Genomic DNA, 21,604 nt, shown 5'->3' with positions numbered 1-21,604 from the left:
GGGGATTCTCCCTGGCCGGCGACCGCAGCCCCGAATCGTGCCTGGGAGTGACGGGTCGATCACCGTGTGGCGACCGCTACTGACCGCGATCTGAAGAGCTCTTAACCGAACCCCGATCGGAACCTGATCCCGGGGCCGCTACAGTCGAGCCGGTGAGTGAGCACTCGAGGGAAGAACAGCGCAAGCCCCGCGTCGCCGTGGTCTTCGGCGGCCGGTCGAGCGAACACGCCATCTCCTGCGTGACCGCGGCCAACGTCCTGCAGGTGATCGACCGGGACAAGTACGACGTGGTTCCGATCGGCATCAGCACCAGCGGCCACTGGGTCCTGGAGAGCGGCGACCCGGAGCGGCTGTCGATCACCGACGGCAAGCTCCCGGAGGTCGACGTGACCGCGCTGCCGGTGCTGTTCGGCGCGAACCGTGAGCTCGTCGTGAGCGAACCCAACCAGATGCCGAGCACGCTCGGCGAGGTCGACGTCGTCTTCCCGCTGCTGCACGGCCCGTGGGGCGAGGACGGCACGATCCAGGGCCTGCTGGAGATGTCGGACATCCGGTACGTCGGCTCCGGCGTACTCGCCAGCGCGGTCGGCATGGACAAGCACCACATGAAGGTCGTCTTCCAGGCCGCCGGCCTCGAGGTCACGCCGTACGTCGTCATCCGCGACCGCGACTGGACCCGCGACCCGGCCGCGTGCCGGGAGGCGGTCGACGCGCTCGGCTACCCGGTGTTCGTGAAGCCGTGCCGGGGCGGCTCCAGCCTCGGCATCAGCAAGGTCAACAGCCTGGACGAGCTCGACGACGCGGTCGCCGAGGCACGTGCGCACGACCCGAAGGTGATCGTCGAGGCGTCGGCGAACAACCCGCGTGAGATCGAGGTCGGCGTACTCGGTGGTGTGAACGGCGGTCCGGCCGAGGTGAGCGTGTGCGGTGAGATCGCGGTGTCGGGCGGCGGGCACGACTTCTACGACTTCGAGACCAAGTACCTGCCGGAGGGGGAGGAGTACACCGCGCTCTCCGTGCCGGCCGACCTGCCGGAGGAGATCGCGGCCGAGATCCGGGCGAAGGCACTGACCGCCTTCGACGCGATCGAGGGTGAAGGACTCGCGCGGGTCGACTTCTTCCTCGACGCGGACGGCCGGGTCGTGATCAACGAGATCAACACCATGCCCGGCTTTACCCCGACCAGCATGTTTCCCCGCCTCTGGGCCGCCACCGGCCTCGACTACCCCGCCCTGGTCGACCGCCTCCTCACCCTGGCCATGACCCGCCCCACCGGCCTCCGCTGACCCACAGCCCACCCGTCCAGGTCGTCCAGCGAGGCCGGGAGTAGTCACCGTACGGCGGGGTGCGGTTGAGGCGGGTACGTCGTGTGCGTGTGGTGGTGGCGGTTGATGATCTGCTGCGGGTTAGAGGCGTTGGGCTCGGGTGTGGAGGTAGCGCTGTTGGGGGAGGCTGGTGGTTCGGGTCGCGGCTTGTTCGTAGGCGGCTCGGGCTGCGGGCAGGTCGCCGGACATTTCCAGGAGGTGGGCGCGGACGGCGGACAGTCGGTGGTCGGAGGCGAGGCGTTCGTCGGTTTCGATGGTGGCGAGCAGTTTGAGGCCGGCGTCGGCGCCGCGTGCCATGGCGACCGCGACCACCTGGTTCAGCGCCACCATCTGGTTGTCCACCAGCCGGAGTAGTGCCTCGTACAGCCCGACGATCTGCAGCCAGTCGGTCTCGGCCGCGGAGGGCGCCTCGTCGTGAACGGCCGCAATCGCCGCCTGCAGCTGATAGGGCCCCACCGGACCCCGCGGCAGCGCTGCCGTGATCAGGTCGACGCCCTCCTGGATCAGCTCCGGGATCCACAGCGACCGGTCCTGCTCGTCCATCGGCACCAGCTCGCCGAGCGGGCCGGTACGCGCCGGCCGCCGTGCGTCCGTCAGCAGCATCAACGCCAGCAGCCCGGCGACCTCGCTGTCGTCCGGCAGCAGCCGGCGCAGCATCCGCGCCAGCCGGATCCCCTCGGCCGCCAGTTCGACCCGCTGCAACGTCGGCCCCGTCGTACTCGTGTAGCCCTCGTTGAAGATCAGGTACACGACCTTCAGCACCGCGCCGAGCCGCTCGTCCCGGTCCTGGCCCGCCGGGAGCGCGAACCGGGCCCCGCTGTCCTTCACGCTCGCCTTCGCCCGGGTGATCCGCCGGGTCATCGTCGCCTCCGGCACCAGGAACGCCCGTGCGATCTCGGCCGTCGTCAGACCACCCACGGCCCGCAGCGTCAGCGCGATCTGCGACGCCGGTGACAGCGACGGATGACAGCACATGAACAGCAGGATCAGCGTGTCGTCGGTGTCCGCGATCGGCTCGCTCGGCGCCGTCGCCCACTGCGCCACCCGGTCCTCCCGCCGCTGACGAGCCTGCTCCCGGCGGAGCAGATCCGTCAGCCGGCGCGAGGCCACCGTGATCAGCCACGCCCGCGGATTGTCCGGCACACCCTCCGCGGGCCACTGCTGCGCGGCCGCCAGCAAGGCCTCCTGCACCGCGTCCTCCGCGGTGTCGAAGTGCCCGTACCGCCGAACCAACGCCCCGAGCACCTGCGGCGTCAGCTCACGCAGCAGATCCTCGAGCGCTGCGGGCATGGCCGTCAGCCGACCAGGTCGTCGCGGCCCTCGAGCACGGGCCGGATGTCGGCGTACGCGGTTGCGCGAACGAAGTCCGGGGCGGGCGTGTCGCCGAGCCGGGCCGCGATCTCGGTCGCTCTGTCCATCGACTCGCACTCGACGATCCAGTACCCGGCGAGCACTTCCTGCGTCTCGGCGTACGGCCCGTCCGTCACCACCGCCGCGCCGTCCTTCTGCCCGATCCGCCTGGTCAGCACGGGCGCCGCGAGCCCGCGCGTCTCGACCAGCTCTCCGGACTCGATCAGGTCGTTGTTGAACTTCTCCATGAACGCGCCCATCGCGGCGAAGTCCTCGGCGGTCCACGCCGGCTTGCCGCTCTCCTGACCCGCCATCCCGTCGTAGTCCTGCTGCGACGCGTAGCTCAGGATCATGTACTTCATCGGAATCTCCCGTCGTCCCGGGCACCACCGCGGTGCCTCTCGCCTGGTACGTCGCCCCCGCCGGAATCAACCGGACACCGCCGACGAACAATTCTCGGTTCGACTGGAGTATGCCGTCGTCAGGTGCACGGAAAGACGAGCTTGTTGAACCTGTGGACAGCGTCGGAGACGTCGGTCAGCGCGTTCGCCTCAGGGGCGTACTCCGACGGGACGGCGACCTCGAGGTACACGGCGCGGCCGATGGTGGTGAAGACGATCCCGTTCTCGGCCTCCTTGGCGAACCAGCCCACACCGTTCACCTCGAAGCACTGCGACTGCGCCTGGGCCATCCCGGCCGGCGCCGAGACCCCACAGGTCACCTCGATCGGCGGATCGCCGTACGCCGCCGTGAACGGGCTGACGGGCTCGGTGTCGCGCCGCTCGCCGTCCAGCACCTTGGCGGGCAGCGCCTCCATCAGCGGTCCGCAGGCCGTCGCGACCTCGGGCCCGGGCGAGGGTACGGCGACGCGCACCGGACCGGGGCTGCACCCGGCCAGCAGGATCAGGCCGAGGACAGCGAGCAGGACTCTGGGCATGCGGACGGAGGGTGGAACCCCGTGGCGATCAGATGTGGACGACGGGGCAGGTCAGGGTGCGGGTGATCCCGGGCACGTTCTGGACCTTGGCAACCACCAGTTTGCCCAGTTCGTCGACGTTGCGGGCTTCCGCGCGGACGATCACGTCGTACGGGCCGGTGACGTCCTCGGCCAGGGTGACGCCCTGGACCTCGGCGATCTGTGCCGCGACGTCGGCAGCCTTGCCGACCTCGGTCTGGATCAGGATGTAGGCCTGGACCACCACGTCGTTCTCCACTCAGTCGTCCTCAGCGGGGCACCGGCCGGGCGTACTGCGAGCCGGCCGGGCGTACTCTTCGTTGCCCGGTCACGGTACCGCCTAGACTCCGGTTGGCGATATGGGAGGTCTGCTGACGTGACAGAGACGTTGGGGAGCACGGGTGAGTTCGGCCTGATCGCGGCCGTCACCAAGGGGCTGTCCACCAGTGAGGACGTCCTGGTCGGTCCCGGCGACGACGCGGCCGTGGTGGCCGTGCCGGACGGCCGGATGGTGATCACCACCGACCTGCTGGTGGAGGGCCGGCACTTCCGCCGGGACTGGTCGTCGGCGTACGACGTGGGCCGCAAGGCCGCCGCGCAGAACCTGGCCGACGTCATGGCGATGGGCGCCCGGCCGACCTCAATCGTGGTCGGGTTCGGGGCGCCCGCCGACCTGCCGACCGCCTGGGCGCTCGAGCTGAACCAGGGCCTGGTCGACGAGGCCGAGCTGGTCGAGGCCACCATCGTCGGCGGCGACACGGTGCAGTCGGACAAGATCGTCGTCTCGGTGACCGCGTTCGGCACGCTGGACGGCCGTCCGCCGGTGCTGCGCTCGGGTGCCCGTCCCGGCGACGAGGTGGCCGTCACGGGCCGGCTGGGCTGGGCGGAGGCCGGCTACACCGTGCTGACCCGCGGGTTCCGGTCCCCGCGGTCCGTGGTCGAGGCGCACCGGCGCCCGCAGCCGCCGTACGCCGAGGGGCCCCGAGCCGCCCTGGCCGGCGCGTCGTCGTTGTGCGACGTCAGCGACGGGCTGCTGTCCGATCTCGGGCACATCGCGGTCGCCAGCGAGGTGACCATCGACGTGCACTCGCACGCGTTGAGCGTGCCCGAGCCGCTGCAGGCCGTCGCTGCCGCGACCGGTGTGGACGCGCTCAAGTTCGTGCTCACCGGTGGCGAGGACCATGCGCTGGTGGGAACCTTCGAGCCGGCCGACGTCCCCGAGGGCTGGACCGTCATCGGCTCGGTTGCTGAGGGCAACGAGGATCGCCCGGCCGGTACGGTCACGGTGGACGGCGCCCGGTACGCCGCCGAGTCCGGTCACGCCCATTTCAGGAGTTGACATGCTGCCCAGAGTGCTGACGATCGCCGGCTCCGACTCCGGCGGCGGCGCCGGGATCCAGGCGGATCTGAAGGCGATGCTGGCCAACGGTGTGCACGGCATGAGCGTGCTGACCGCGATCACCGCGCAGAACAGCCTCGGCGTCCAGGGGGCGTGGGAGCTGCCGGAGGAACAGGTCCGCGCGCAGTTCCGCAGTGTGGTCGACGACATCGGCGTCGACGCGGTGAAGACCGGCATGCTGGCTTCGGCGTCGATGGTCCGGGTCGTGGCGTCGCTGCTCCGCACCCTGCCGCCGTCCGTGCCGGTCGTGGTGGACCCGGTGTCGGTCTCCAAGCACGGCGACGCGTTGCTGGCCGCCGACGCGATGGACGCGGTCCGCTCCGAGATCGTGCCGCTGGCAACCGTCCTCACGCCGAACCTCACCGAGCTCGGTCCGGTCGCCGGCATGGAGTTGGAGACGGTGGAGGACCGGGAGCTCGCGGCGAAGGTGCTGCTGGACGCCGGGGCCTCGTGGGTGCTGGTGAAGGGCGGCCACGACGTCGGTACGGCGTCCACCGACGTGCTGCACGGTCCAGGGGTACGCCGGGCCTACAGCGCCGTACGGGCGGACAACCGGCACACGCACGGCACCGGGTGCACGCTGGCCAGCGCGATCGCGTCGTACCTGGCGCGCGGGTACGACGTACCCGGTGCTGTCGGGGCGGCGAAGGAGTACGTGACCGGGGCGATCGCGGCCGGGTTCGCGCTCGGTGGTGGAATCGGTCCGGTCGATCACGCCTGGCGATTTCGAGGGAGCAGCAGTTGAGCAGGCAGCAGCCGCCGGTGGACGGGTACTGCGAGCAGTGCGGGTTCAACTACGACACCGGTGACCTGCAGGGCACGGTGACCACGCTGATCCGGCAGGCGGCGGACTGCAGTATGGCGTTGACGAAGGCGGCGGCCGGTCCCGATCCGGACGTCGTACGGCTGCGGCCCGAGCCGGACGTGTGGTCGGCGATCGAGTACGCCTGCCACGTCCGCGACGTGCTCGAGGTCCAGCGGCAGCGGATCGCGCAGTGTCTGGCGGAGGACCGGCCCGTGTACGCGCCGATGGACCGGACCGGTCGGGTCAAGGAGCTCAAGTACGAGGACCAGGATCCGATGGAGGTCGCGGCCGCGCTGATGCGGTTCGCTCGCGAGTTCGGTGCGGCCGCCCGAGTGCTCACGCCGCCGCAACTCGGCAAGCTGGGCCTCTACAACTATCCCGTACGTGCGCCGCGCACTCTGGGCTGGGTGATCCGCCACACCGCCCACGAGATCCAGCACCACCGCCACGACATCACCACGATCCTGGCGAAGGTCGAGCCGCCGATCGTCCCCAAGGCGCCCGCCGAGCAGGCGCAGGACGAAGTCAGCGCCGATCAGCCCAGCTAGCGATCGACGGCTCGCTGGTGAGCCGGTCGAGTGCCAGCGCCGCGGCACCACGCAGCGGACCATCGGGCTGATGCGTGGCCGGCAGCACCGGCGGGGGAGAGCCCCGGTGGAACGTCATGAGGCCGGCTAGGTAGGCCTGCTCGAACGCGGGCTCGGCGGCCGCGCGGAGTGGGATGGCCAGCCCGCCCACCGTCACCACGTCCGGGTCATGGGCGTTGACGAGGCCGGCGATGCCTGTGGCGAGGGCAGTGACCACTCTGGTGACCGCACGGCCCGCAGTGCGGTCAGTACGTCGCAGGACGGCTTCCGTGTAGGCGTACGGGTCCTCCGGCGTCGGCTCCTTGAGGTGCCGAGCCAGTGCGCGTCCGTCGATCTCTAGGTCCCAGCACCCGCGGGCCCCACACGGACACTCGCGCTTGGCGTCGTCGAAGGGGATGTGCCCGTACTCACCGCCGGCTCCGGACGCTCCCTGCGCCGGTACGCCGTCGATCAGCAGCGTGCCACCGATCCCCACCTCGACGATGAGGTGCAGCGCCGTACCAGCGCCGGCGGCGGCTCCGGTGCGGGCTTCGGCCACACCACTCAGCGTTGCGTCGTTGCCGGCGAGCAGTGGCACGTTCGTGCCCGCCGTGACCGTTTCCAGGTCGAGGTCGACCCAGTTGAGCGTGGGTGCCTGCATCAGACGGTTGTCGCGGATCGTGCCCGGGGCCGCCAGGCTCACCAGTCGGAGCCGGTCGCCGTATTGCTCCTGCACCTGCTCCACGACCTTCCGCAGGTTGCCGAGCACCGCCTGTGGCCGTCGGCTCCGGTGCCGCCGGGACTGCTGTTCCAGGAACGACCCGTCCAGGGCGACCACAGCACTCCGCCAACTGCCCTGCCTCAGGTCGAGCGCGAGGACCACAGGCCCCTGTGGGTGTGCCCGCAGTACGGTCGTCGGCCTGCCGCGCCCCTGACTGGGCGCCGGCACCTCTGTGAGCAGCCGTACGTCGCGTAGCCGGGCGGTCACCTCGGTCGCCGAACTGGTGCTCAGCCGCAGCTCGCGGGCCACAGCGGCGCGGGTGATCCCAGGCCGGCGACTCACCTGCGCAAGCACGTCGGCTGCGGTCTGCCATTGTCCGCGGCGAACGGGTGTTGTCATGGCATGGTTCTACCTTATGCTCGGAGAACGAGTTTAATGGAGGGGTGATGGAGATCCGCGACATCCGCGCCGTGCTGTTCGACATGGACGGCACGCTGGTCGACTCCGACGCCGCCGTCGAGCGCGCCTGGACGGTCTGGTCGGCGGAGTACGGCGTACCGGCGGCCGACGTCCTCGCCATCGCCCACGGCAGCCCCGCCGAGTCGACGGTCGACCGCATCTGCCCCGACCTCCCGGCCGGCGAACGAGCCGCCGCGGCGGTCCGCCAGCTCGAGCTGCAGTACGACGACCTGTCCGACGTGACCGCTACGCCCGGAGCCCACGAGGTTCTCCGCGTGCTGGAGCGGCTCGGACTGCCCTGGGCGATCGTGACGAGTGCGGACGACCGGCTCGCGAAGCTGCGGCTGGCCGTCGCAGGCATCGCGCCGCCCGTGCTCGTCACCGTGGAAGACATCTCGCGCGGTAAGCCGGACCCGGAAGGGTATCTCCACGCCGCCTCGCTGCTCGGCGTACCGCCCCAGCACTGCCTGGTCGTCGAGGACGCCCCCGTCGGCCTGGCGGCCGGCCGCGCCGCCGGCGCGGTCACGGCCGGACTGAAGGGGCTCCCGGCCGACATCGAGCTCGCCGACCTCCATCAACTCGCCGCCCTGCTGACCGCGTCCTCGGCGGAGAACTCCAGCGGCCTGGAAGCGGGATGACCGCGCGGACGGACGCGCTCCGGATCGGAGTCGGCCTCTCGTCCATGGGATACCTGCTGGCCGGGCTGGGCGCGTGCATCGCGATCCTCGCGCGCGACCTGGACGAGTCCACCGGCCGCCTCGCGCTGCTCTCGTCCGCCTTCGCGGTCGGGCTCATCGCCGTCGCGATGATCGGCCCGATGCTGCTGCGGTTGTGGCCGCTTCCGACCGTGCTGCGGTTCGGCTCGCTCGTGTGCGCGGCCGGAGCGGCGCTGCTGGCGGTCGCACCGGCGTACGGCGTGGCGGTCGCGGGCGGCCTGGGCATCGGGCTGGGTGGTGCGCTGCTCGTGCTCGTCGCTCCACTCGTGCTGCACGGTCCGACGGCGGCCTCGCGGTTGAGCCGAGTCAACGCGGTCGCCAGCGCTACCGGGATCACGGCTCCGCTTGCGATTGGTGCGGTCGATTCGCTCGGTCCCACGGGCCGTCTGGCGTTGCTGGCCGCCGTACCGCCGCTTGTGGCCCTCGCCGTACTGAAGGGCAGGGTCGAGCGCGCCCCTGAGGAACCACGTGCCCAGACGCCGCAGGACGACGTACCGCCGACGGGTGTTGCCGTGACCGTCGCACTCGGGTGGCTGCGGGTCGTGCTGGCGGTCGGTGTGGAGTTCTGCTTCGTGGTCTGGGCGGTCGCGCGACTCCTGGCCACCGGGTTGCCCGTGGCAACAGCGGCGCTCCTGGGCAGCGCATTTCCGATCGGTATGGCGCTCGGTCGGGCGATCGGCCCCATCCACTGGCGCACCGTGTCTCCGGTCATCCCCGGTAGTCTGCTGGCCGTCATCGGCACGCTTCTGGTCAGCCTGTTCGACACGCCTGCCGCCGTGGCCCTCGGCCTCGTGATCGCCGGTGCGGGAGTTGCTCCGCTCTACCCGGTCACCCTCGCCGCGCTGGTCGCGACCCCGGGCCTCAACCCGACCCGTCTGTCCGCCATCGGCGCACTGGCCTCCGGCACCGCGATCCTCCTGACCCCGGCAGCCCTGGCTGCCCTCTCCCGAGTCGCGGATCTCCGCACCGCCTATCTGATCACGATCCCGCTGCTTGTTCTCCTGATGGCCCTGTCCCAGCGCCCGAACCGGCTGTCGGCCGCCTTCCGGCGCGAGAAGGTGCACACTCGCGCCGTTGCCGGCTGACAGGTCAGTCGGTGACCCAGTCCATGTGCTCGAGCCAGTGCTCGAGCAGTGCCCGGTCGCCGTGTACTTCCAAGCCAGGAGACTCGTTCAGCGGCCGGCGCCGGCTGAGCACGAGCATGAGGTCGGTGGCCGGACCGCGGACCGCGAGGTCGGCCTTCCCATGCGTGCGCTCGAGCACGATCTGGTCCGCTTCCCGGCGGGCGAGCCACTCTCCGGGCGCGTCGGTCGCGTGGACGTGCAGGGTCTGGCCGTTGCCGCGCATCGCGTCGGCGTAGTCCGGCCTGTTCTCCCAGTAGCCGCGGGACGTCATCGTGTCCAGCCAGTCCTCGGTGGCCCCGACGGCGTACTCCGGCGCCAGCTCGTACTGCTGACCAACTGCCGATGCCGCGTCCGCGCGATGGATGCACGCCTCGCCGAACAGCCGACGCGACCAGAACGGGACGCCTGCCTCGGCGCCGGACGGGTCCCAGACGGGCGTGTCGTCGGTGACCCCGTCGAAGGCTTGCTTCGCCTCGGCCACGCCCTCGGTCAGCCAGGCGCCCCACTGGGCCGAGTCCGCCGGGGCCGAAGCCTGCCGGGCGAACGCACTGCTCGGCTCGGACAGCCGCTCGCCAACGAGCATCGCCACCATCCGCTGCGTCGCGCCGACATGCTCGACCAGGTCGGCCAGGGTCCACTTCGGACAGGTCGGCACCGGAGCCGACGCATCCTTGCCGTCCACCCAGCCGGCGAACGTGTCCGTCTGCTCGACAACAGCGTTCAAGTACGTGGACGTGTCCATTGCTGCTCCTCCGAGTGCTGCATCGATGTCTGCTGCATGATCCCAGCGACCGCTTTCACGGCGCTTTCACGACCGCCGCCGCCCGTCCCAACCACCAGCCGGACGGTAGCGCAAAAGGCGAGCGAGCGTGGATCGGAGATCAGTAAGGTTGTGTGCATGGAGTGCTTTGCCGCCGGGCGTACTCGTATCTGAAGCACCGCCGCCGCCTCTCCAGCGGTGGGCGGATCGAGTCATGCCCATTTCCTTCAGTGCGAGAGGCACGCTCCATGATCATCCGTTCGTACGTTCACGCCGACCTCGAGCGAGTCACTCAGCTGACGATCGACACCTTCGGCCCGTTCTACGAGGACTCCTTCCGGCCACTGGTCGGTGAGACGATCTTCGCCAACCAGCACGGCAGGTGGCGCGACGACTACCGCAAGTAGGTCGCGGAGCTTCACGACCCTGGCACGCACAAGTACGTCGCGATCGCCGAAGAGGACGACGTACTCGCGGGCTACGTCGCGTGGAGCGTCAACAGTTCCGGTCGGAACGGCACCATCACGATCCTCGCAGTCGCGAGCGAACACCGCCGGGCGAATCTCGGCACCGCTCTGTGCGAGCACGCGTTCGATGCGATGCGGCAGCACGGCGCGGAGGTGGTCGAGATCGGCACCGGGGGCGACGACTTCCACGCGCCTGCCCGCGCCCTGTACGAGAGCCTCGGCTGCGTCAAGCTACCCGTCGCGGTGTACTACCGCGAGCTCTGAACACCCCACACTCGTCTGGGCTCGCGGCGGGTGTGCGCGAGCTCAGACGGGTGCGTCGTGCCGTGGGTCAGGGACGTGCGTACTTGCCGACCATCTTCACCAGGGTGTCGGGCGGGATGACCTTGACGTGCGGCGCGAGCCCGTTGACGACCGTCATCACGTCGTCGACCGACTTGCTCCAGGCATGCCACAGGACGACCGAGTAGCCGGCGGTCGAACGCGGGTTCCGGACCGCGCTGTTGAGCTCGGCGGTGACCGAGGCCTCGTCGGCGCCCGGGAGCCCGTCCCACAGCATGGTCCGCGCCGAGATAACCGGCTTGCCCTCGGCCCAGACGACCTTGCCCTTGTGGGAGTCGTAGCGCGAGTACTCGAGGTAGATCAGGCCGTCGATCTCACGATGCTTCAGGTACGTCGACCATAGGCGCGTGTCCGGGAACGAGTCGAAGTCGATGATCTGGACCGCCGACAGGTCCGCGCGGGCCATCGACCTCGCCAGCGAGGAGGTGTGCTTCTCGAGAGCGCGGGCGGGATAGCGGCTGGGGTACATGTAGCCGCCGCCGGACGGGCCGACGACCCAGCGGTCCTTGACGGACCGGTCGTAGTACCAGCGCATCACCGAGGGTGCGAGGTCGATGAGCGAGGGGGAGATGCCCCAGCCGAGGTTCACGCGGCCGCGGTGCGGGCTGCCGAACCAGCGTTGGTCGGTCGGGAAGTCGCCGAGCATCCACTGGATGTTGTCGCCGTCGGTGATCAGGAAGGTGACGTAGTGAGCGTTCGGGTCCGGTTCGAGGGCCCTCCCCCCACCCCCTCCACGCTGGCTCAACCGGGCCTCGGTGATGCCGGACAGGACGGACAGGTTGCGGGCATGGTCGGCCGGGATCGCCTTGACGCCGGCGTCGGAGTTCGGGCCGATGAAGGTGTCCTCGCCCTCGGAGGCGTCGCCCCAGCCGATCACCGTCGCGTCGTCGTCGAGCGCGCCGACCACCTCGGCGCGGAACGCCGAGTTGCCGTCGAAGAAGGCGAGCGTCCCCGCCATCGTGACGTAGTCCCGCATCCGCTCCGCGATGTCTGCCCGCTGCTCGACCGCGACGTCGTGCCGCACCCGGTGCCAGTAGTTGTCCACCACCCAGCGTTCGTCCTTGTCCCGCACGTCCAGGACCTTGCGCAATCCGTGCCGGATCGCGAGTGCCTCCAAGCTCTCCTCGACAGCGACGGCACCCGTCACGCCGGCGAGCGTGGTCGCCACGTTGACCGACGGAGTGCCCGTACGGAAGAGAACATATCCACTCACGCGCGAGCGGCTGACGGTTTTCCACAGGTCGCCGGGACGGGTGCGGACGCCGTACCGGGAGACGAGGTCGTCGAGCCAGAACTGGTAGCCGAGCGAGGGAAGGTTCAGGTACAGCGACTCGGATCCGCGGCGCGCCAGCAGGCCCTGCAACGTGGTCGCGAGCGTGCGTTCGGGCAGACTCAGCGAGTCCTCGGTGAGCACGTTCAGCAGCCGCGGCCGCCGACCCTTCGGGTACGCCGACCAAGCAGACGCCGACAAGTCAGCCGTCGACGCCGACAGAGAAGACGTCGACCCGGCCGACGCGGGCAGGGTGACGGATGGAGCGACAGAGGCCAGGCCCAGCCCGGCGGTCAGGCCGAGGGCGTGGCGGCGGGTGAGACGTCGTCGATCGGACATGCGGTGCCTCCAGGAGCGGCTGGTGACTGTCCTACGTTGTCATCTGCCCGGCGACGATGCCACAACCGTCACCGCATCACAAGGGTTCAGCCCAGTCCGTAGCGGCGAAGCAGGTCGACCAGCGCGTCCACCCCGGACGACAGGTCGTACACCTCCGCCTGCAGGCCGACGCTCGCGGCACCGGCCACGTTGCTTTCGTTGTCGTCGACGAACAGCACAGACGACGCGGGTACGTCGAGGGCGCCGAGGATGGCCCGGAAGTACGCCGGATCGGGTTTGGCCAGCCCGAGATCGCACGAGTAGAAGGTCTGGTCGAACCACTCGCCGTACCCGCGCTCGTCCTGCATGATCGCCCGCCGGTACGGCTGCTGGTTGGTCGCCAGGTGGCAGCCGACGCCGTCCGCGCGGAGCCGGGCGATCAGTGAGACCACCGCCGGCTCGGCCGCGAAGCAGTGCCACGGCTCGAGCGCCTCCGCCAGCGACACCGGCGAGTCCCAGCGCTCGAGGACCGCGGCCACCGCGTCCCTGAAGTCGCCCTTGCCCACCAGGCTCGGCCGCTCGGCCGCCATCAGGTCGGCGACGAAGGCCTCGCCGGAGCCCGCGGGGACGAACGACGTCAGCCGCGACCACCAGTCGATGGTCGGGCGCTGGATGACGCCGTCGGCGTCGAACAGTACGGCGGAGATCATGCGGCCCATCCTGGCAGGGCGCACCGGGCCGGAGGCCGGGGAGGGATGAATCAGGCCAGGTTCGGACACCGGGAGGGTGGCCTCTTGACCGGTTCAGTCGGTATGCGCTTACCTAATGGCCACGTAAACATATCTGGACACCTTCCGGCGAAATCCAACAGAAAGCGCCAGGTGAGGCGTATGACAGTGAGCAGAAGGACGTTCCTCGCGCTCGGCGGCGGGGCCGCCGCGGCCGCGACCGGCCTCACCGGCTGCGGCGGGTCCCGGAGTTCGCTGGGTGGATCCAACGAGCTCAGCATGTGGACCTGGGTCGGCTCGGTGAACGACGACCTGATCGCCCAGGCGGAGCAGGCGATCCCGGGGCACGAGGACATGAGACTCGCGATGACCCGGATCGGCACGAACTACAAGACCAAGGTGCTGACCTCGCTGGCCGGCAAGTCGCTGGTCCCGGACATCGTCGCGATCAACGACGACGTGGCGACGTACTTCCCGAACGCCGACCAGTTCCACGACCTCAACGAGCTCGGCGCGAAGGACCGCGCGTCGGAGTTCCTGGACTGGAAGTGGAAGCTCGGGATCACGCCGGACGACAAGATGATGGCCTACCCGATGGACACCGGCCCGACCGCGCTCTTCTACCGCACCGACATGCTGCAGAAGGCCGGGATCAACACCGACCCCGCGGCGGTCGCCGAGCTGGCGCCGACCTGGGACGCCTACATCGAGCTCGGCAAGAAGCTCAAGGCGGCCGTGCCGGGCTCGGCCATCACCGACAACATCACCGGCGTCTACCTGTACGCGCTGGCGCAGCAGTCGAAGCGCTACATGACCGAGGACGGTCAGTACATCGGCGACCAGGACCACATCCGCGAGCAGTTCGACCTGGCGATCCGCGTGGTCAAGGAAGGGCTGTCGGCGAACGCGCAGGCGGACACGACGGACGCCGACGCGGTCGTCACCAACGGCAAGCTCGTCGCCTACAACGCGGCCGTCTGGTGGGCGCAGCTCGGGCCGAAGAACGCGGCCCCGAAGACCAAGGGACTCTGGCGGGTGACGGCAGCTCCTGGTGGGGCCGGCAACCGTGGCGGGTCGTTCCTGGCGATCACGAAGTACTGCAAGAACCCGGAGGCCGCGTTCGCGTTCATCAGCTGGCTGGAGTCGGCGAAGAACCAGGCCCAGGCGTTCCTGGACCCGGTGCTGTTCCCGTCCACGCCGGCCAGCTACACCGACGAGCGGATGACCGCACCCGACCCGTTCTTCGGCGGCCAGAAAATCGTCGACGTGTTCGGCGAGTCCGCGACGAAGTACCCGGGTGCCTACTTCAGTCCGTACGACTCGATCATCGGCGCCCCGATCTCCGCCGAGCTCGTCAACGTCGAGACCGCCGGCAAGTCGCCCGACCTGGCGTGGGCCGACGCCCAGGAGCAGATCGAACGCGAACTCACCCGAGCGGGGGCGATCTGAGATGGCAGTCACCAGCAAGACCCTCCCCGCCGAGGTCGGCACCAGCGCGGAACCCGCCCCGCCGAAACCACCCGGCCGGTACCGGCAGGCGCTGCCGCAGTACGCCGCGATCTCGCCGTTCTTCATCCTGTTCGCGATCTTCGGCGCGTTCCCGGTGCTGTTCTCGATCTGGATCTCGTTCCACTCCTGGGACGGCATCGGCGAGATGAAGTGGGTCGGCCTGGAGCAGTACAGCTACCTGCTCGCCGACCCCAAGTTCTGGCAGTCGATCGGGAACACGCTGATCATCTGGGTGCTGTCGACGGTGCCGATGCTGCTGCTCGCGCTGGTGATCGCCAACGCGCTGCACAACGCCACCCGGTTCCGCAGCTTCTACCGGGTCGCGTACTTCATCCCGAACGTCACCTCGGTGGTCGCGATCACGATGGTGTTCGGCTCGATCTTCAGCAACAACTTCGGTCTGCTGAACGCGTTCCTGCAGTCGGTCGGGCTGAACCAGATCGAGTGGCTCACCCAGCCGTGGGGGATCAAGATCGCGATCGCCTCCATCGTCACCTGGCGCTGGGTCGGCTACAACGCAATCATCTTCCTGGCCGGCCTGCAGGCGATCTCGAACGACGTCTACGAGGCCGCCAAGGTCGACGGCGCGTCACCGCGACAGACGTTCTGGCGGATCACCGTCCCGCTGCTGCGCCCGGTGATCCTGTTCACCGCGGTCACCTCGACGATCGGCGGCCTGCAGATCTTCACCGAGTCACAGGTGCTGCTGGGCGACACCGGCGGCCCGGGCGGCTCCGGGACGACGATCGTGTCCTACCTGTACGAGAGCGCGTTCCTGGACAACCAGTTCGGGTACGGCGCCGCGATCGGGTGGGCGCTGTTCATCCTGATCGTGCTGTTCAGCATCATCAACTGGAGGCTGATCGGCGGTGGTGACGAGCGGGTCGGCCGCCGGGCCGCCCGCCGGGCCGCGACCGCGAAGGAGACGGCCGATGCGCGCTGACCGGACCCGGAACGTGCTCAGCCACGTCGTGCTGATGTTCGGCGTGCTGCTGTCGATCTTCCCGTTCTACTGGATGGTCGTGATGGCCTCCAACACCACCTCGGACATCTTCAGCTACCCGCCGAAACTGGTGATCGGCCCGCACCTGTTCGAGAACATGGGCAAGGTGCTGGACAACATCGACTTCTTCGGCGCGATGATGATCACCCTGGTGGTCTCGCTCGCGGTCACCGTGCTGGTGCTGTTCTTCGACTCGCTGGCCGCGTTCGCGTTCGCGAAGTACGAGTTCCCCGGCCGGGACTGGCTCTTCGCGTTGCTGCTGGCAACGTTCATGATCCCGGCCCAGCTGTCGCTGGTGCCGCAGTTCGTGACACTGGCCGAGTTCGGCTGGATCGGGTCGCTGAAGGCGCTGATCATCCCGGGCGCGGCGAACGCGTTCGGCATCTTCTGGATGCGCCAGTACGCCCGCGGCGCGATCCCCGACGAGCTCATCGCCGCGGCCAAGGTCGACGGCGCCGGCTTCTTCCGCCAGTACCTCACCGTCGGCATCCCGGTGCTGCGGCCCGGCCTGGCCTTCCTGGGTATCTTCACCTTCATCAACGTCTGGAACGACTACCTCTGGCCACTGATCGTGATGACGGACCCGAACAAGCTGCCGCTCCAGGTCGCCCTGCAGCAGCTGAACGGCATCTACGGCACCGACTACTCGATGGTGATGGCCGGCGCCCTGATGAGCGTCATCCCGCTGATCGGCGTCTTCATCATCGGCGGCCGCCACTTCATCGCCGACATCGCCGCCGGCGCCATGAAGTTCTGACCCCACAACCGAACGGGACACCTCTTGACTGACAGCAAGCTCCGCTGGGGAATCATCGGCACCGGGAACATCGCGTCCCGGTTCGCGAGCCAGGTGCCGACGTCGCCGAACAACGAGGTCGTCGCCGTCGGCAGCCGGTCGATCGACTCGGCCAACACCTTCGCCGACAGGTGGGACATCACCAACCGGCACGGTTCGTACGACGACCTGCTGGCCGACGAGACCGTGGACGCGGTCTACATCGCCACCCCGCACCCGATGCACGTGGAGTGGGCGATCAAGACCGCCGAGGCCGGCAAGCACGTGCTCTGCGAGAAGCCGCTGGCGATCAACAAGGCCTGGGCCGAGGCGATGATCGAGGCCGCGGTCGCGAACGACGTCTTCCTGATGGAGGCGTACATGTACCGGTGCCTGCCGCAGACCAAGCTGATCACCCAGCTGGTCCGCGACGGCGAGCTCGGCACCGTCCACCAGATCCAGGCCACCTTCGCGTTCGCCTCGTCGTTCCGGCCGGAGAGCCGGATCTTCGCCGACGAGCTGGCCGGCGGCGGCATCCTCGATGTCGGCGGCTACCCGGTGTCGATGGCGCGGCTGATCGCCGGGGCCGCGACCGGTCAGCCGTACGCCGAGCCGGCCGCGGTGACCGCGGTCGGACACGTCGGCGAGACCGGTGCCGACGAGTGGTCGGTCGCGACCCTGTTCTTCGAGGGCGGAGTGACCGCGCAGGTCAGCACCGGCGTCCGGCTGCGCGACGACAACCAGGTCCGCATCTACGGCAGCGAGGGGTACCTCGTCGTCCAGGACCCGTGGTTCGGCGGCGACGGTGAGCCGACCCACGTCACCCTGCACAAGGTCGGGGAGGAGCCGCGGGACATCTCCGCGGACACCGCCCTCATCTACGCCGCCGAGGCGGAGGCGGTCGCGGCCGCGATCGAGCAGCGGCAGGCACCAGAGATGACCTGGGCCGACACCCTCGGCAACCTGACCGTCCAGGACGCCTGGCGGAAGGCGATCGGGCAGCAGTACGCGAGCGAGCGCGACGACGCGGTCATCCCGACCGCGACCGGCCGGCCGCTGGCCCGCAAGCAGGACGCACCGATGAAGTACGGCCGCGTCCCCGGGCTGGACAAGGATGTGTCCCGGCTGGTGATGGGCGTCGACAACCAGGAGACGCTCACGCACGCGGCCGCGATGTTCGACGACTTCGTCGAGCGCGGCGGGACGACGTTCGACACGGCGTACATCTACGGGCGCGGCCGCGGGGAGAAGCTGCTCGGGCAGTGGATGACGTCCCGCGGCAACCGCGACCAGGTCGTTGTCATCGGCAAGGGTGCGCACACGCCGCACTGCGACCCGGAGTCGATCACCCGGCAGCTGACCGAGAGCCTCGAGCGGCTGCAGACCGACCACGTCGACCTCTACCTGATGCACCGCGACAACGAGGAGGTCCCGGTCGGCGAGTTCGTCGACGTCCTGCACGAGCACTTCAAGGCCGGGCGGATCAAGGCGTTCGGCGGGTCCAACTGGTCGCTGGAGCGGTTCGACGAGGCGAACGCGTACGCCGAGGCGAACGGCAAGCAGCCGTTCACGCTGCTGAGCAACCACCTCAGCCTCGCCCGCGCGTACGACGTACCGTGGGCCGGCTGCCGGCACGTTGCCGACGACGCGTCGCAGGCCTGGCTGCGGGACCGGCAGGTCGCGCTGTTCCCCTGGTCGAGCCAGGCCCGCGGGTTCTTCACCGGCCGGGCGACGCCGGAGGTCCGCTCGGACGAGGAACTGGTCCGCTGCTTCTACTCCGACGAGAACTTCCGCCGGCTGGACCGGGCCCGCGAACTGGCCGCCGCCAAGGGCGTCGAGCCGACCGCGATAGCCTTGGCCTGGCTGCTGCACCAGCCGTACCCGGTGTTCCCGCTGATCGGGCCCCGCCACATCAGCGAGACCCGCACCTCGATGCCGGGCCTGTCGGTGGAGCTCACCCCCGAGGAAGTGGCCTGGCTCACGCAGTGATCCGCGCCTGACGCCGAATTGGTCGTGCAGTGGCACCCATGTAACATGGTCTGTCGGTGTCACGACCCTGAACACGGAGAATCATGTCTAAGAAGTGCGATGTCTGCGGCAAGCAGCCGACGTTCGGCAACAACGTTGCCCGCCTGGGTAAGGGCGCGATGATCCGCCGGGTCAAGGCTCGCACGCCCCGGCGGTTCAACCCCAACATCCAGCCGGTCCGGGCGCTCATCAAGGGCACCCCGACCCGCCTGAAGGTCTGCACGTCCTGCATCAAGGCCGGCAAGGTCCAGCGCGTCGTCGGCTGACCCAGCTCTCTCTTCCGTGTAGGGCCTGAATCAGGCGCCCGGGGATCACCCCGGGCGCCTATTCGCGTTTGGCCACGACCGTGATCTCGTTCCGGTTGTGATGCAGTTGCCGGGCGTGCAGTACGGCGTACTCCTGCCGCAGCACGTCCATCCCGCGGCGTGCCCCGTCCAGCGGGTTCTTGCCGCCGCCCTTCAGCGTGACGACCGCCAGGCCGCCGCGGCGCAGGTGCGCGGCAGCGTCCACCATCATCCGGGCGGACATCACCTGGTCCATCCGCATGTCGTTCACCACCACGTCGAACCGCACCCGGTTCTCCGCGAAGAACCGGCCGGCCGTGGTCGCCGCGTGATGGATCCGGCGGTCGCCGCGCAGCCGCTGGTCCAGCGAGCCGGGGTCCACCGACCACACCTCCTGCCCGTGCATCCGCAGGATCCGGGTCCAGCCGCCCGGCGAGGCACCGAGATCGACGGCCTTCCCACCCGCCGGCAGCTCCAGCCCGAAGGTCGCGATCGCCTCCTCCAGCTTGAACTCCGACCGCGAGACCCGCTCCTCGGACCGGGCCAGCCGCATCCGCCCGCCCGGCCAGTCCGAGAGGCTGTGCTCCCGGCGGTTGGTGCCGACGACGAGCTGCTTGCCGACCTCGACACAGGACACGACGACGTCCTGACCCGACCGGCTCACGCTGATCCCGCGGCTCTGGAGCGCGTCCCCGAGCAGGTGGTAGTACGAGCCGCCGGTGCCCGCGCCGTCGATCCAGGTCTGCACCGCGACCGAACGGGCGGTCATGCCCTCCAGGACCGTGGTCGCGAGCTCGTGGCCGGTCGGCAGGTCGTCCAGCGGGTAGCCGGCCAGCTCCTGCGTCAGGTGCCGGACGAACATGATGCGACCCCGGTCACAGGCCGCGGCCAGCTCGTCGATCGCGAACGCGTGCTCACTGATCCGGCCGAGGTCCGCTCCGAGCCGCTCGATCCGGTAGTCGCCCTGAAACACCTCCCGCACCTCGCGGACGGCGTACCGGTAGCTGTCCGGCGCGAACGAGAACAGAATCGAGCGAGGCACAGCACATGGTAGGCCGACCGGTTAGCCTTCCGGGCGTGGAGGAACTGACCGTCGACGTGTTGCGGGCCTGGGCTCGGACGGCGCTGGCCGAGCTGGGCCGGGCGCGGACCGAGATCGACGAGCTGAACGTGTACCCGGTGCCCGACGGCGACACCGGGACCAACCTCTACCTCACCTGGGAGGCCGCCTGCGACGCGCTGCCGCAGGGTGAGCTGACCTTCGCCGAGGCGGTCCAGGCGTTCGGCCGCGGCGCGTTGCTCGGCGCCCGCGGGAACTCCGGCGTGATCACCTCCCAGCTCGTCCGCGCCTGCGGCCTCCGCCTCGCCGAGAACCTCCCACGGCATCAGGACACCGGCGTCCTGGCCGATCCCCGGATGAGCGAACCCGTGGCCTTCGCGGACGCCCTGAGCTACGCCGCCGATGCCGCGTACGGCGCGGTCGCCCAGCCGGTCGAGGGCACCATGCTGACCGTCGCCCGGGCGGCCGCGACCGGAGCGATGACGGCCGCCAACGACGGCAAGAGCCTCGCCGACGTCTGCCTGGCCGCGGTCGCCTCCGCGCGGCAGGCGCTCACCAGGACGACCGAGCAGCTCGACGTACTGCGCCGTGCGGGCGTCGTGGACGCCGGGGGAGCGGGCCTGGTGGTGATCCTCGGCGCGATGGAGTCGGTGCTGACCGGGCAGACGGTGCGGGTCGACGTACCGGCGCGGGTCGAGCCGCAGGGGGAGGGCGCCGAGAGCCAGGACGGGCCGGCGTACGAGGTGATGTACCTGCTGGACGCGCCGGACGACAAGATCGGCGACTTCCGGCAGACCCTGGCCGGACTGGGCGACTCCGTCGTGGTCGTCGGCGGCGACGGCCTGTGGAACGTGCACGTGCACACCGACGACGTCGGCGCCGCGATCGAGCAGGGCATCGACATCGGCCGGCCGCACCGGATCCGGGTCACCCACTTCGCCGACCAGACCCACCACCACGAGCCGGCCCCGGGCCGCGCGGTGATCGCCGTCGTGGCCGGTGAGGGGCTGGCCGGACTGTTCGGCGAGGCCGGGGCGCACACGATCATGGGCGGTCCCGGCCGGCGGTGCTCGACCGGTGAGCTGCTCGGGGCGATCGAGCGGTCGAACGCCCCCGAGATCGTGCTGCTGCCGAACGACAAGGACTCCATCGCGGTCGCCGAGGCGGCCGCGACCGCGGCCCGGCAGGATGGCCTCCGGGTCGCGGTGATCCCGACCCGGGCGCAGGTCCAGGGGCTCGCGGCGATCGCCGTCCACGACCCCGGGCGCAGCTTCGACGACGACGTCGTACACCAATCGGCGGCCGCCGGGCAGACCCGGCACGGCGCGGTCACGATCGCGGTGAAGGACGCCTGGACGATGGCCGGGATGTGCCGCGTCGGCGACGCGCTCGGGGTGGTGGACGGCGACTTCGCCCTGATCACGGAGAATCTCGAGGACGCCGCGATCGGCGTGGTCGACCGGCTCCTCGGTGGTGGCGGCGAGCTGCTCACCATCGTCACCGGCCGGGACGCGGAGCCCGGTCTGGTCGACGCGCTGGAGCGGCACGTCCGCCGGAACCGCAAAGATGTCGACGTCGTGGTGTACGACGGAGGTCAGGACAGGTACCCGCTGCTGATCGGGGTGGAATGAAATCGGACC

The 21,604-nt window shown here is 69.9% G+C and carries 23 protein-coding genes; 14 read left to right on the top strand and 9 right to left on the bottom strand.

The genetic code is table 11. From position 1 onward, the window contains the following. Nucleotides 1–152 precede the first annotated feature (152 nt). Nucleotides 153–1,286 carry a D-alanine--D-alanine ligase family protein gene (locus ACQPYZ_RS24325; protein ID WP_433160161.1) on the top strand — a complete coding sequence of 378 codons (1,134 nt, stop codon included), beginning with the start codon at nucleotides 153–155 and terminating at the stop codon, nucleotides 1,284–1,286. Between the two features lie 120 nt (nucleotides 1,287–1,406). Here ACQPYZ_RS24325 and ACQPYZ_RS24320 read toward each other — a convergent pair whose 3' ends face one another. From ACQPYZ_RS24320 to ACQPYZ_RS24305, 4 genes are all read right to left on the bottom strand, one after another. Beyond that, entirely contained in the window at nucleotides 1,407–2,615 is a 1,209-nt protein-coding gene (locus tag ACQPYZ_RS24320) for an RNA polymerase sigma factor (protein WP_433160159.1), read from the bottom strand. Between the two features lie 5 nt (nucleotides 2,616–2,620). Then, nucleotides 2,621–3,037, bottom strand: coding sequence for a YciI family protein (locus ACQPYZ_RS24315; protein ID WP_433160158.1), 417 nt, complete (start codon nucleotides 3,035–3,037; stop codon nucleotides 2,621–2,623). Between the two features lie 119 nt (nucleotides 3,038–3,156). Beyond that, nucleotides 3,157–3,612, bottom strand: coding sequence for a DUF3515 domain-containing protein (locus ACQPYZ_RS24310; RefSeq protein WP_433160156.1), 456 nt, complete (start codon nucleotides 3,610–3,612; stop codon nucleotides 3,157–3,159). Between the two features lie 28 nt (nucleotides 3,613–3,640). After that, the gene (locus ACQPYZ_RS24305) at nucleotides 3,641–3,877 is read right to left on the bottom strand and encodes an Lrp/AsnC family transcriptional regulator (RefSeq protein ID WP_026163142.1); all 237 of its coding nucleotides are present in this window, start codon (nucleotides 3,875–3,877) and stop codon (nucleotides 3,641–3,643) included. A gap of 129 nt (nucleotides 3,878–4,006) precedes the next feature. On the opposite strand from ACQPYZ_RS24305, the gene ACQPYZ_RS24300 reads away from it, so the two are divergent. From ACQPYZ_RS24300 to ACQPYZ_RS24290, 3 genes are read left to right on the top strand one after another with little or no spacing between them, the layout of a single operon-like run. Then, entirely contained in the window at nucleotides 4,007–4,969 is a 963-nt protein-coding gene (locus tag ACQPYZ_RS24300) for a thiamine-phosphate kinase (protein ID WP_433160154.1), read from the top strand. A gap of 1 nt (nucleotide 4,970) precedes the next feature. After that, a complete protein-coding gene (thiD, locus tag ACQPYZ_RS24295) occupies nucleotides 4,971–5,774 on the top strand; it encodes a bifunctional hydroxymethylpyrimidine kinase/phosphomethylpyrimidine kinase (RefSeq protein ID WP_433160152.1) in 804 nt (267 codons plus the stop codon). Beyond that, the gene (locus tag ACQPYZ_RS24290; protein WP_433160150.1) at nucleotides 5,771–6,382 is read left to right on the top strand and encodes a DinB family protein; all 612 of its coding nucleotides are present in this window, start codon (nucleotides 5,771–5,773) and stop codon (nucleotides 6,380–6,382) included. The genes thiD and ACQPYZ_RS24290 overlap by 4 nt, the downstream gene beginning before the upstream one ends. Here ACQPYZ_RS24290 and ACQPYZ_RS24285 read toward each other — a convergent pair. After that, on the bottom strand, nucleotides 6,360–7,520 hold the full coding sequence (locus tag ACQPYZ_RS24285) for an ROK family transcriptional regulator (RefSeq protein WP_433160148.1): 1,161 nt from the start codon (nucleotides 7,518–7,520) through the stop codon (nucleotides 6,360–6,362). The two genes, ACQPYZ_RS24290 and ACQPYZ_RS24285, sit on opposite strands and share 23 nt — an antisense overlap. Before the next feature lie 47 nt (nucleotides 7,521–7,567). Between ACQPYZ_RS24285 and ACQPYZ_RS24280 the strand changes: the two genes are divergently transcribed. Both ACQPYZ_RS24280 and ACQPYZ_RS24275 read left to right on the top strand, forming a co-directional pair. After that, the gene (locus ACQPYZ_RS24280) at nucleotides 7,568–8,218 is read left to right on the top strand and encodes an HAD-IA family hydrolase (protein WP_433160146.1); all 651 of its coding nucleotides are present in this window, start codon (nucleotides 7,568–7,570) and stop codon (nucleotides 8,216–8,218) included. After that, nucleotides 8,215–9,381 (top strand): MFS transporter, encoded by a 1,167-nt coding sequence (locus ACQPYZ_RS24275; protein ID WP_433160145.1) that lies wholly within the window; start codon nucleotides 8,215–8,217, stop codon nucleotides 9,379–9,381. The genes ACQPYZ_RS24280 and ACQPYZ_RS24275 overlap by 4 nt, the downstream gene beginning before the upstream one ends. Before the next feature lie 4 nt (nucleotides 9,382–9,385). On the opposite strand, the gene ACQPYZ_RS24270 is transcribed toward ACQPYZ_RS24275, so the two are convergent. Next, complete coding sequence (locus ACQPYZ_RS24270; protein WP_433160143.1) at nucleotides 9,386–10,162, bottom strand: maleylpyruvate isomerase family mycothiol-dependent enzyme; 777 nt, start codon at nucleotides 10,160–10,162, stop codon at nucleotides 9,386–9,388. Nucleotides 10,163–10,428: 266 nt separating this feature from the next. Between ACQPYZ_RS24270 and ACQPYZ_RS24265 the strand changes: the two genes are divergently transcribed. Together ACQPYZ_RS24265 and ACQPYZ_RS24260 are read left to right on the top strand one after the other, a co-directional pair. Then, nucleotides 10,429–10,587 (top strand): hypothetical protein, encoded by a 159-nt coding sequence (locus ACQPYZ_RS24265; protein WP_433160141.1) that lies wholly within the window; start codon nucleotides 10,429–10,431, stop codon nucleotides 10,585–10,587. Between the two features lie 42 nt (nucleotides 10,588–10,629). Further along, the gene (locus ACQPYZ_RS24260) at nucleotides 10,630–10,911 is read left to right on the top strand and encodes a GNAT family N-acetyltransferase (RefSeq protein WP_433169748.1); all 282 of its coding nucleotides are present in this window, start codon (nucleotides 10,630–10,632) and stop codon (nucleotides 10,909–10,911) included. 67 nt (nucleotides 10,912–10,978) lie between these two features. Here ACQPYZ_RS24260 and ACQPYZ_RS24255 read toward each other — a convergent pair whose 3' ends face one another. Both ACQPYZ_RS24255 and ACQPYZ_RS24250 read right to left on the bottom strand, forming a co-directional pair. After that, nucleotides 10,979–12,598, bottom strand: coding sequence for a GxGYxYP domain-containing protein (locus ACQPYZ_RS24255; RefSeq protein ID WP_433160139.1), 1,620 nt, complete (start codon nucleotides 12,596–12,598; stop codon nucleotides 10,979–10,981). Nucleotides 12,599–12,684: 86 nt separating this feature from the next. After that, nucleotides 12,685–13,287, bottom strand: a complete 603-nt coding sequence (locus ACQPYZ_RS24250; protein WP_433160137.1) for an HAD family hydrolase — start codon at nucleotides 13,285–13,287, stop codon at nucleotides 12,685–12,687. Between the two features lie 180 nt (nucleotides 13,288–13,467). On the opposite strand from ACQPYZ_RS24250, the gene ACQPYZ_RS24245 reads away from it, so the two are divergent. The 5 genes from ACQPYZ_RS24245 (at nucleotide 13,468) to rpmB (ending at nucleotide 18,886) form a co-directional block, all read left to right on the top strand. Next, on the top strand, nucleotides 13,468–14,754 hold the full coding sequence (locus ACQPYZ_RS24245; protein WP_433160135.1) for an ABC transporter substrate-binding protein: 1,287 nt from the start codon (nucleotides 13,468–13,470) through the stop codon (nucleotides 14,752–14,754). A 1-nt stretch (nucleotide 14,755) separates the two neighbouring features. Then, nucleotides 14,756–15,757: a carbohydrate ABC transporter permease gene (locus ACQPYZ_RS24240; RefSeq protein ID WP_433160133.1), complete on the top strand. Its 1,002-nt coding sequence runs from the start codon at nucleotides 14,756–14,758 to the stop codon at nucleotides 15,755–15,757. Next, nucleotides 15,747–16,574 carry a carbohydrate ABC transporter permease gene (locus ACQPYZ_RS24235; protein WP_433160131.1) on the top strand — a complete coding sequence of 276 codons (828 nt, stop codon included), beginning with the start codon at nucleotides 15,747–15,749 and terminating at the stop codon, nucleotides 16,572–16,574. Before ACQPYZ_RS24240 ends, ACQPYZ_RS24235 begins: the two co-directional genes overlap by 11 nt. 24 nt (nucleotides 16,575–16,598) lie before the next feature. Next, the gene (locus tag ACQPYZ_RS24230) at nucleotides 16,599–18,581 is read left to right on the top strand and encodes an aldo/keto reductase (protein WP_433160129.1); all 1,983 of its coding nucleotides are present in this window, start codon (nucleotides 16,599–16,601) and stop codon (nucleotides 18,579–18,581) included. Between the two features lie 83 nt (nucleotides 18,582–18,664). Beyond that, nucleotides 18,665–18,886, top strand: a complete 222-nt coding sequence (gene rpmB / locus ACQPYZ_RS24225; protein ID WP_131355194.1) for a 50S ribosomal protein L28 — start codon at nucleotides 18,665–18,667, stop codon at nucleotides 18,884–18,886. A 58-nt stretch (nucleotides 18,887–18,944) separates the two neighbouring features. Here the strand turns inward: rpmB and ACQPYZ_RS24220 are convergent, their stop codons facing one another. After that, complete coding sequence (locus tag ACQPYZ_RS24220; RefSeq protein ID WP_433160126.1) at nucleotides 18,945–19,946, bottom strand: SAM-dependent methyltransferase; 1,002 nt, start codon at nucleotides 19,944–19,946, stop codon at nucleotides 18,945–18,947. Nucleotides 19,947–19,981: 35 nt separating this feature from the next. Between ACQPYZ_RS24220 and ACQPYZ_RS24215 the strand changes: the two genes are divergently transcribed. After that, nucleotides 19,982–21,595 (top strand): DAK2 domain-containing protein, encoded by a 1,614-nt coding sequence (locus ACQPYZ_RS24215; RefSeq protein WP_433160124.1) that lies wholly within the window; start codon nucleotides 19,982–19,984, stop codon nucleotides 21,593–21,595. Nucleotides 21,596–21,604: the final 9 nt, after the last annotated feature.

Origin of the sequence: Kribbella sp. CA-247076, assembly GCF_050942445.1 — a bacterium.
Lineage (GTDB): Bacteria > Actinomycetota > Actinomycetes > Propionibacteriales > Kribbellaceae > Kribbella.
Note: the sequence above shows the minus strand (reverse complement) of the source record. Positions and strands in the feature narration are given on the sequence as shown.

Bases quoted from the DNA above. Each gene is read 5' to 3' on its own strand.
- ACQPYZ_RS24315 (WP_433160158.1), bottom strand. From the start codon at position 3,037: ATGAAGTACATGATCCTGAGCTACGCGTCGCAGCAGGACTACGACGGG.
- rpmB (WP_131355194.1), top strand. From the start codon at position 18,665: ATGTCTAAGAAGTGCGATGTCTGCGGCAAGCAGCCGACGTTCGGCAAC.
- ACQPYZ_RS24320 (WP_433160159.1), bottom strand. From the start codon at position 2,615: ATGCCCGCAGCGCTCGAGGATCTGCTGCGTGAGCTGACGCCGCAGGTG.
- ACQPYZ_RS24245 (WP_433160135.1), top strand. From the start codon at position 13,468: ATGACAGTGAGCAGAAGGACGTTCCTCGCGCTCGGCGGCGGGGCCGCC.
- ACQPYZ_RS24235 (WP_433160131.1), top strand. From the start codon at position 15,747: ATGCGCGCTGACCGGACCCGGAACGTGCTCAGCCACGTCGTGCTGATG.
- ACQPYZ_RS24270 (WP_433160143.1), bottom strand. From the start codon at position 10,162: ATGGACACGTCCACGTACTTGAACGCTGTTGTCGAGCAGACGGACACG.
- ACQPYZ_RS24250 (WP_433160137.1), bottom strand. From the start codon at position 13,287: ATGATCTCCGCCGTACTGTTCGACGCCGACGGCGTCATCCAGCGCCCG.
- ACQPYZ_RS24255 (WP_433160139.1), bottom strand. From the start codon at position 12,598: ATGTCCGATCGACGACGTCTCACCCGCCGCCACGCCCTCGGCCTGACC.
- ACQPYZ_RS24275 (WP_433160145.1), top strand. From the start codon at position 8,215: ATGACCGCGCGGACGGACGCGCTCCGGATCGGAGTCGGCCTCTCGTCC.
- ACQPYZ_RS24310 (WP_433160156.1), bottom strand. From the start codon at position 3,612: ATGCCCAGAGTCCTGCTCGCTGTCCTCGGCCTGATCCTGCTGGCCGGG.
- ACQPYZ_RS24280 (WP_433160146.1), top strand. From the start codon at position 7,568: ATGGAGATCCGCGACATCCGCGCCGTGCTGTTCGACATGGACGGCACG.
- thiD (WP_433160152.1), top strand. From the start codon at position 4,971: ATGCTGCCCAGAGTGCTGACGATCGCCGGCTCCGACTCCGGCGGCGGC.
- ACQPYZ_RS24240 (WP_433160133.1), top strand. From the start codon at position 14,756: ATGGCAGTCACCAGCAAGACCCTCCCCGCCGAGGTCGGCACCAGCGCG.
- ACQPYZ_RS24265 (WP_433160141.1), top strand. From the start codon at position 10,429: ATGATCATCCGTTCGTACGTTCACGCCGACCTCGAGCGAGTCACTCAG.
- ACQPYZ_RS24285 (WP_433160148.1), bottom strand. From the start codon at position 7,520: ATGACAACACCCGTTCGCCGCGGACAATGGCAGACCGCAGCCGACGTG.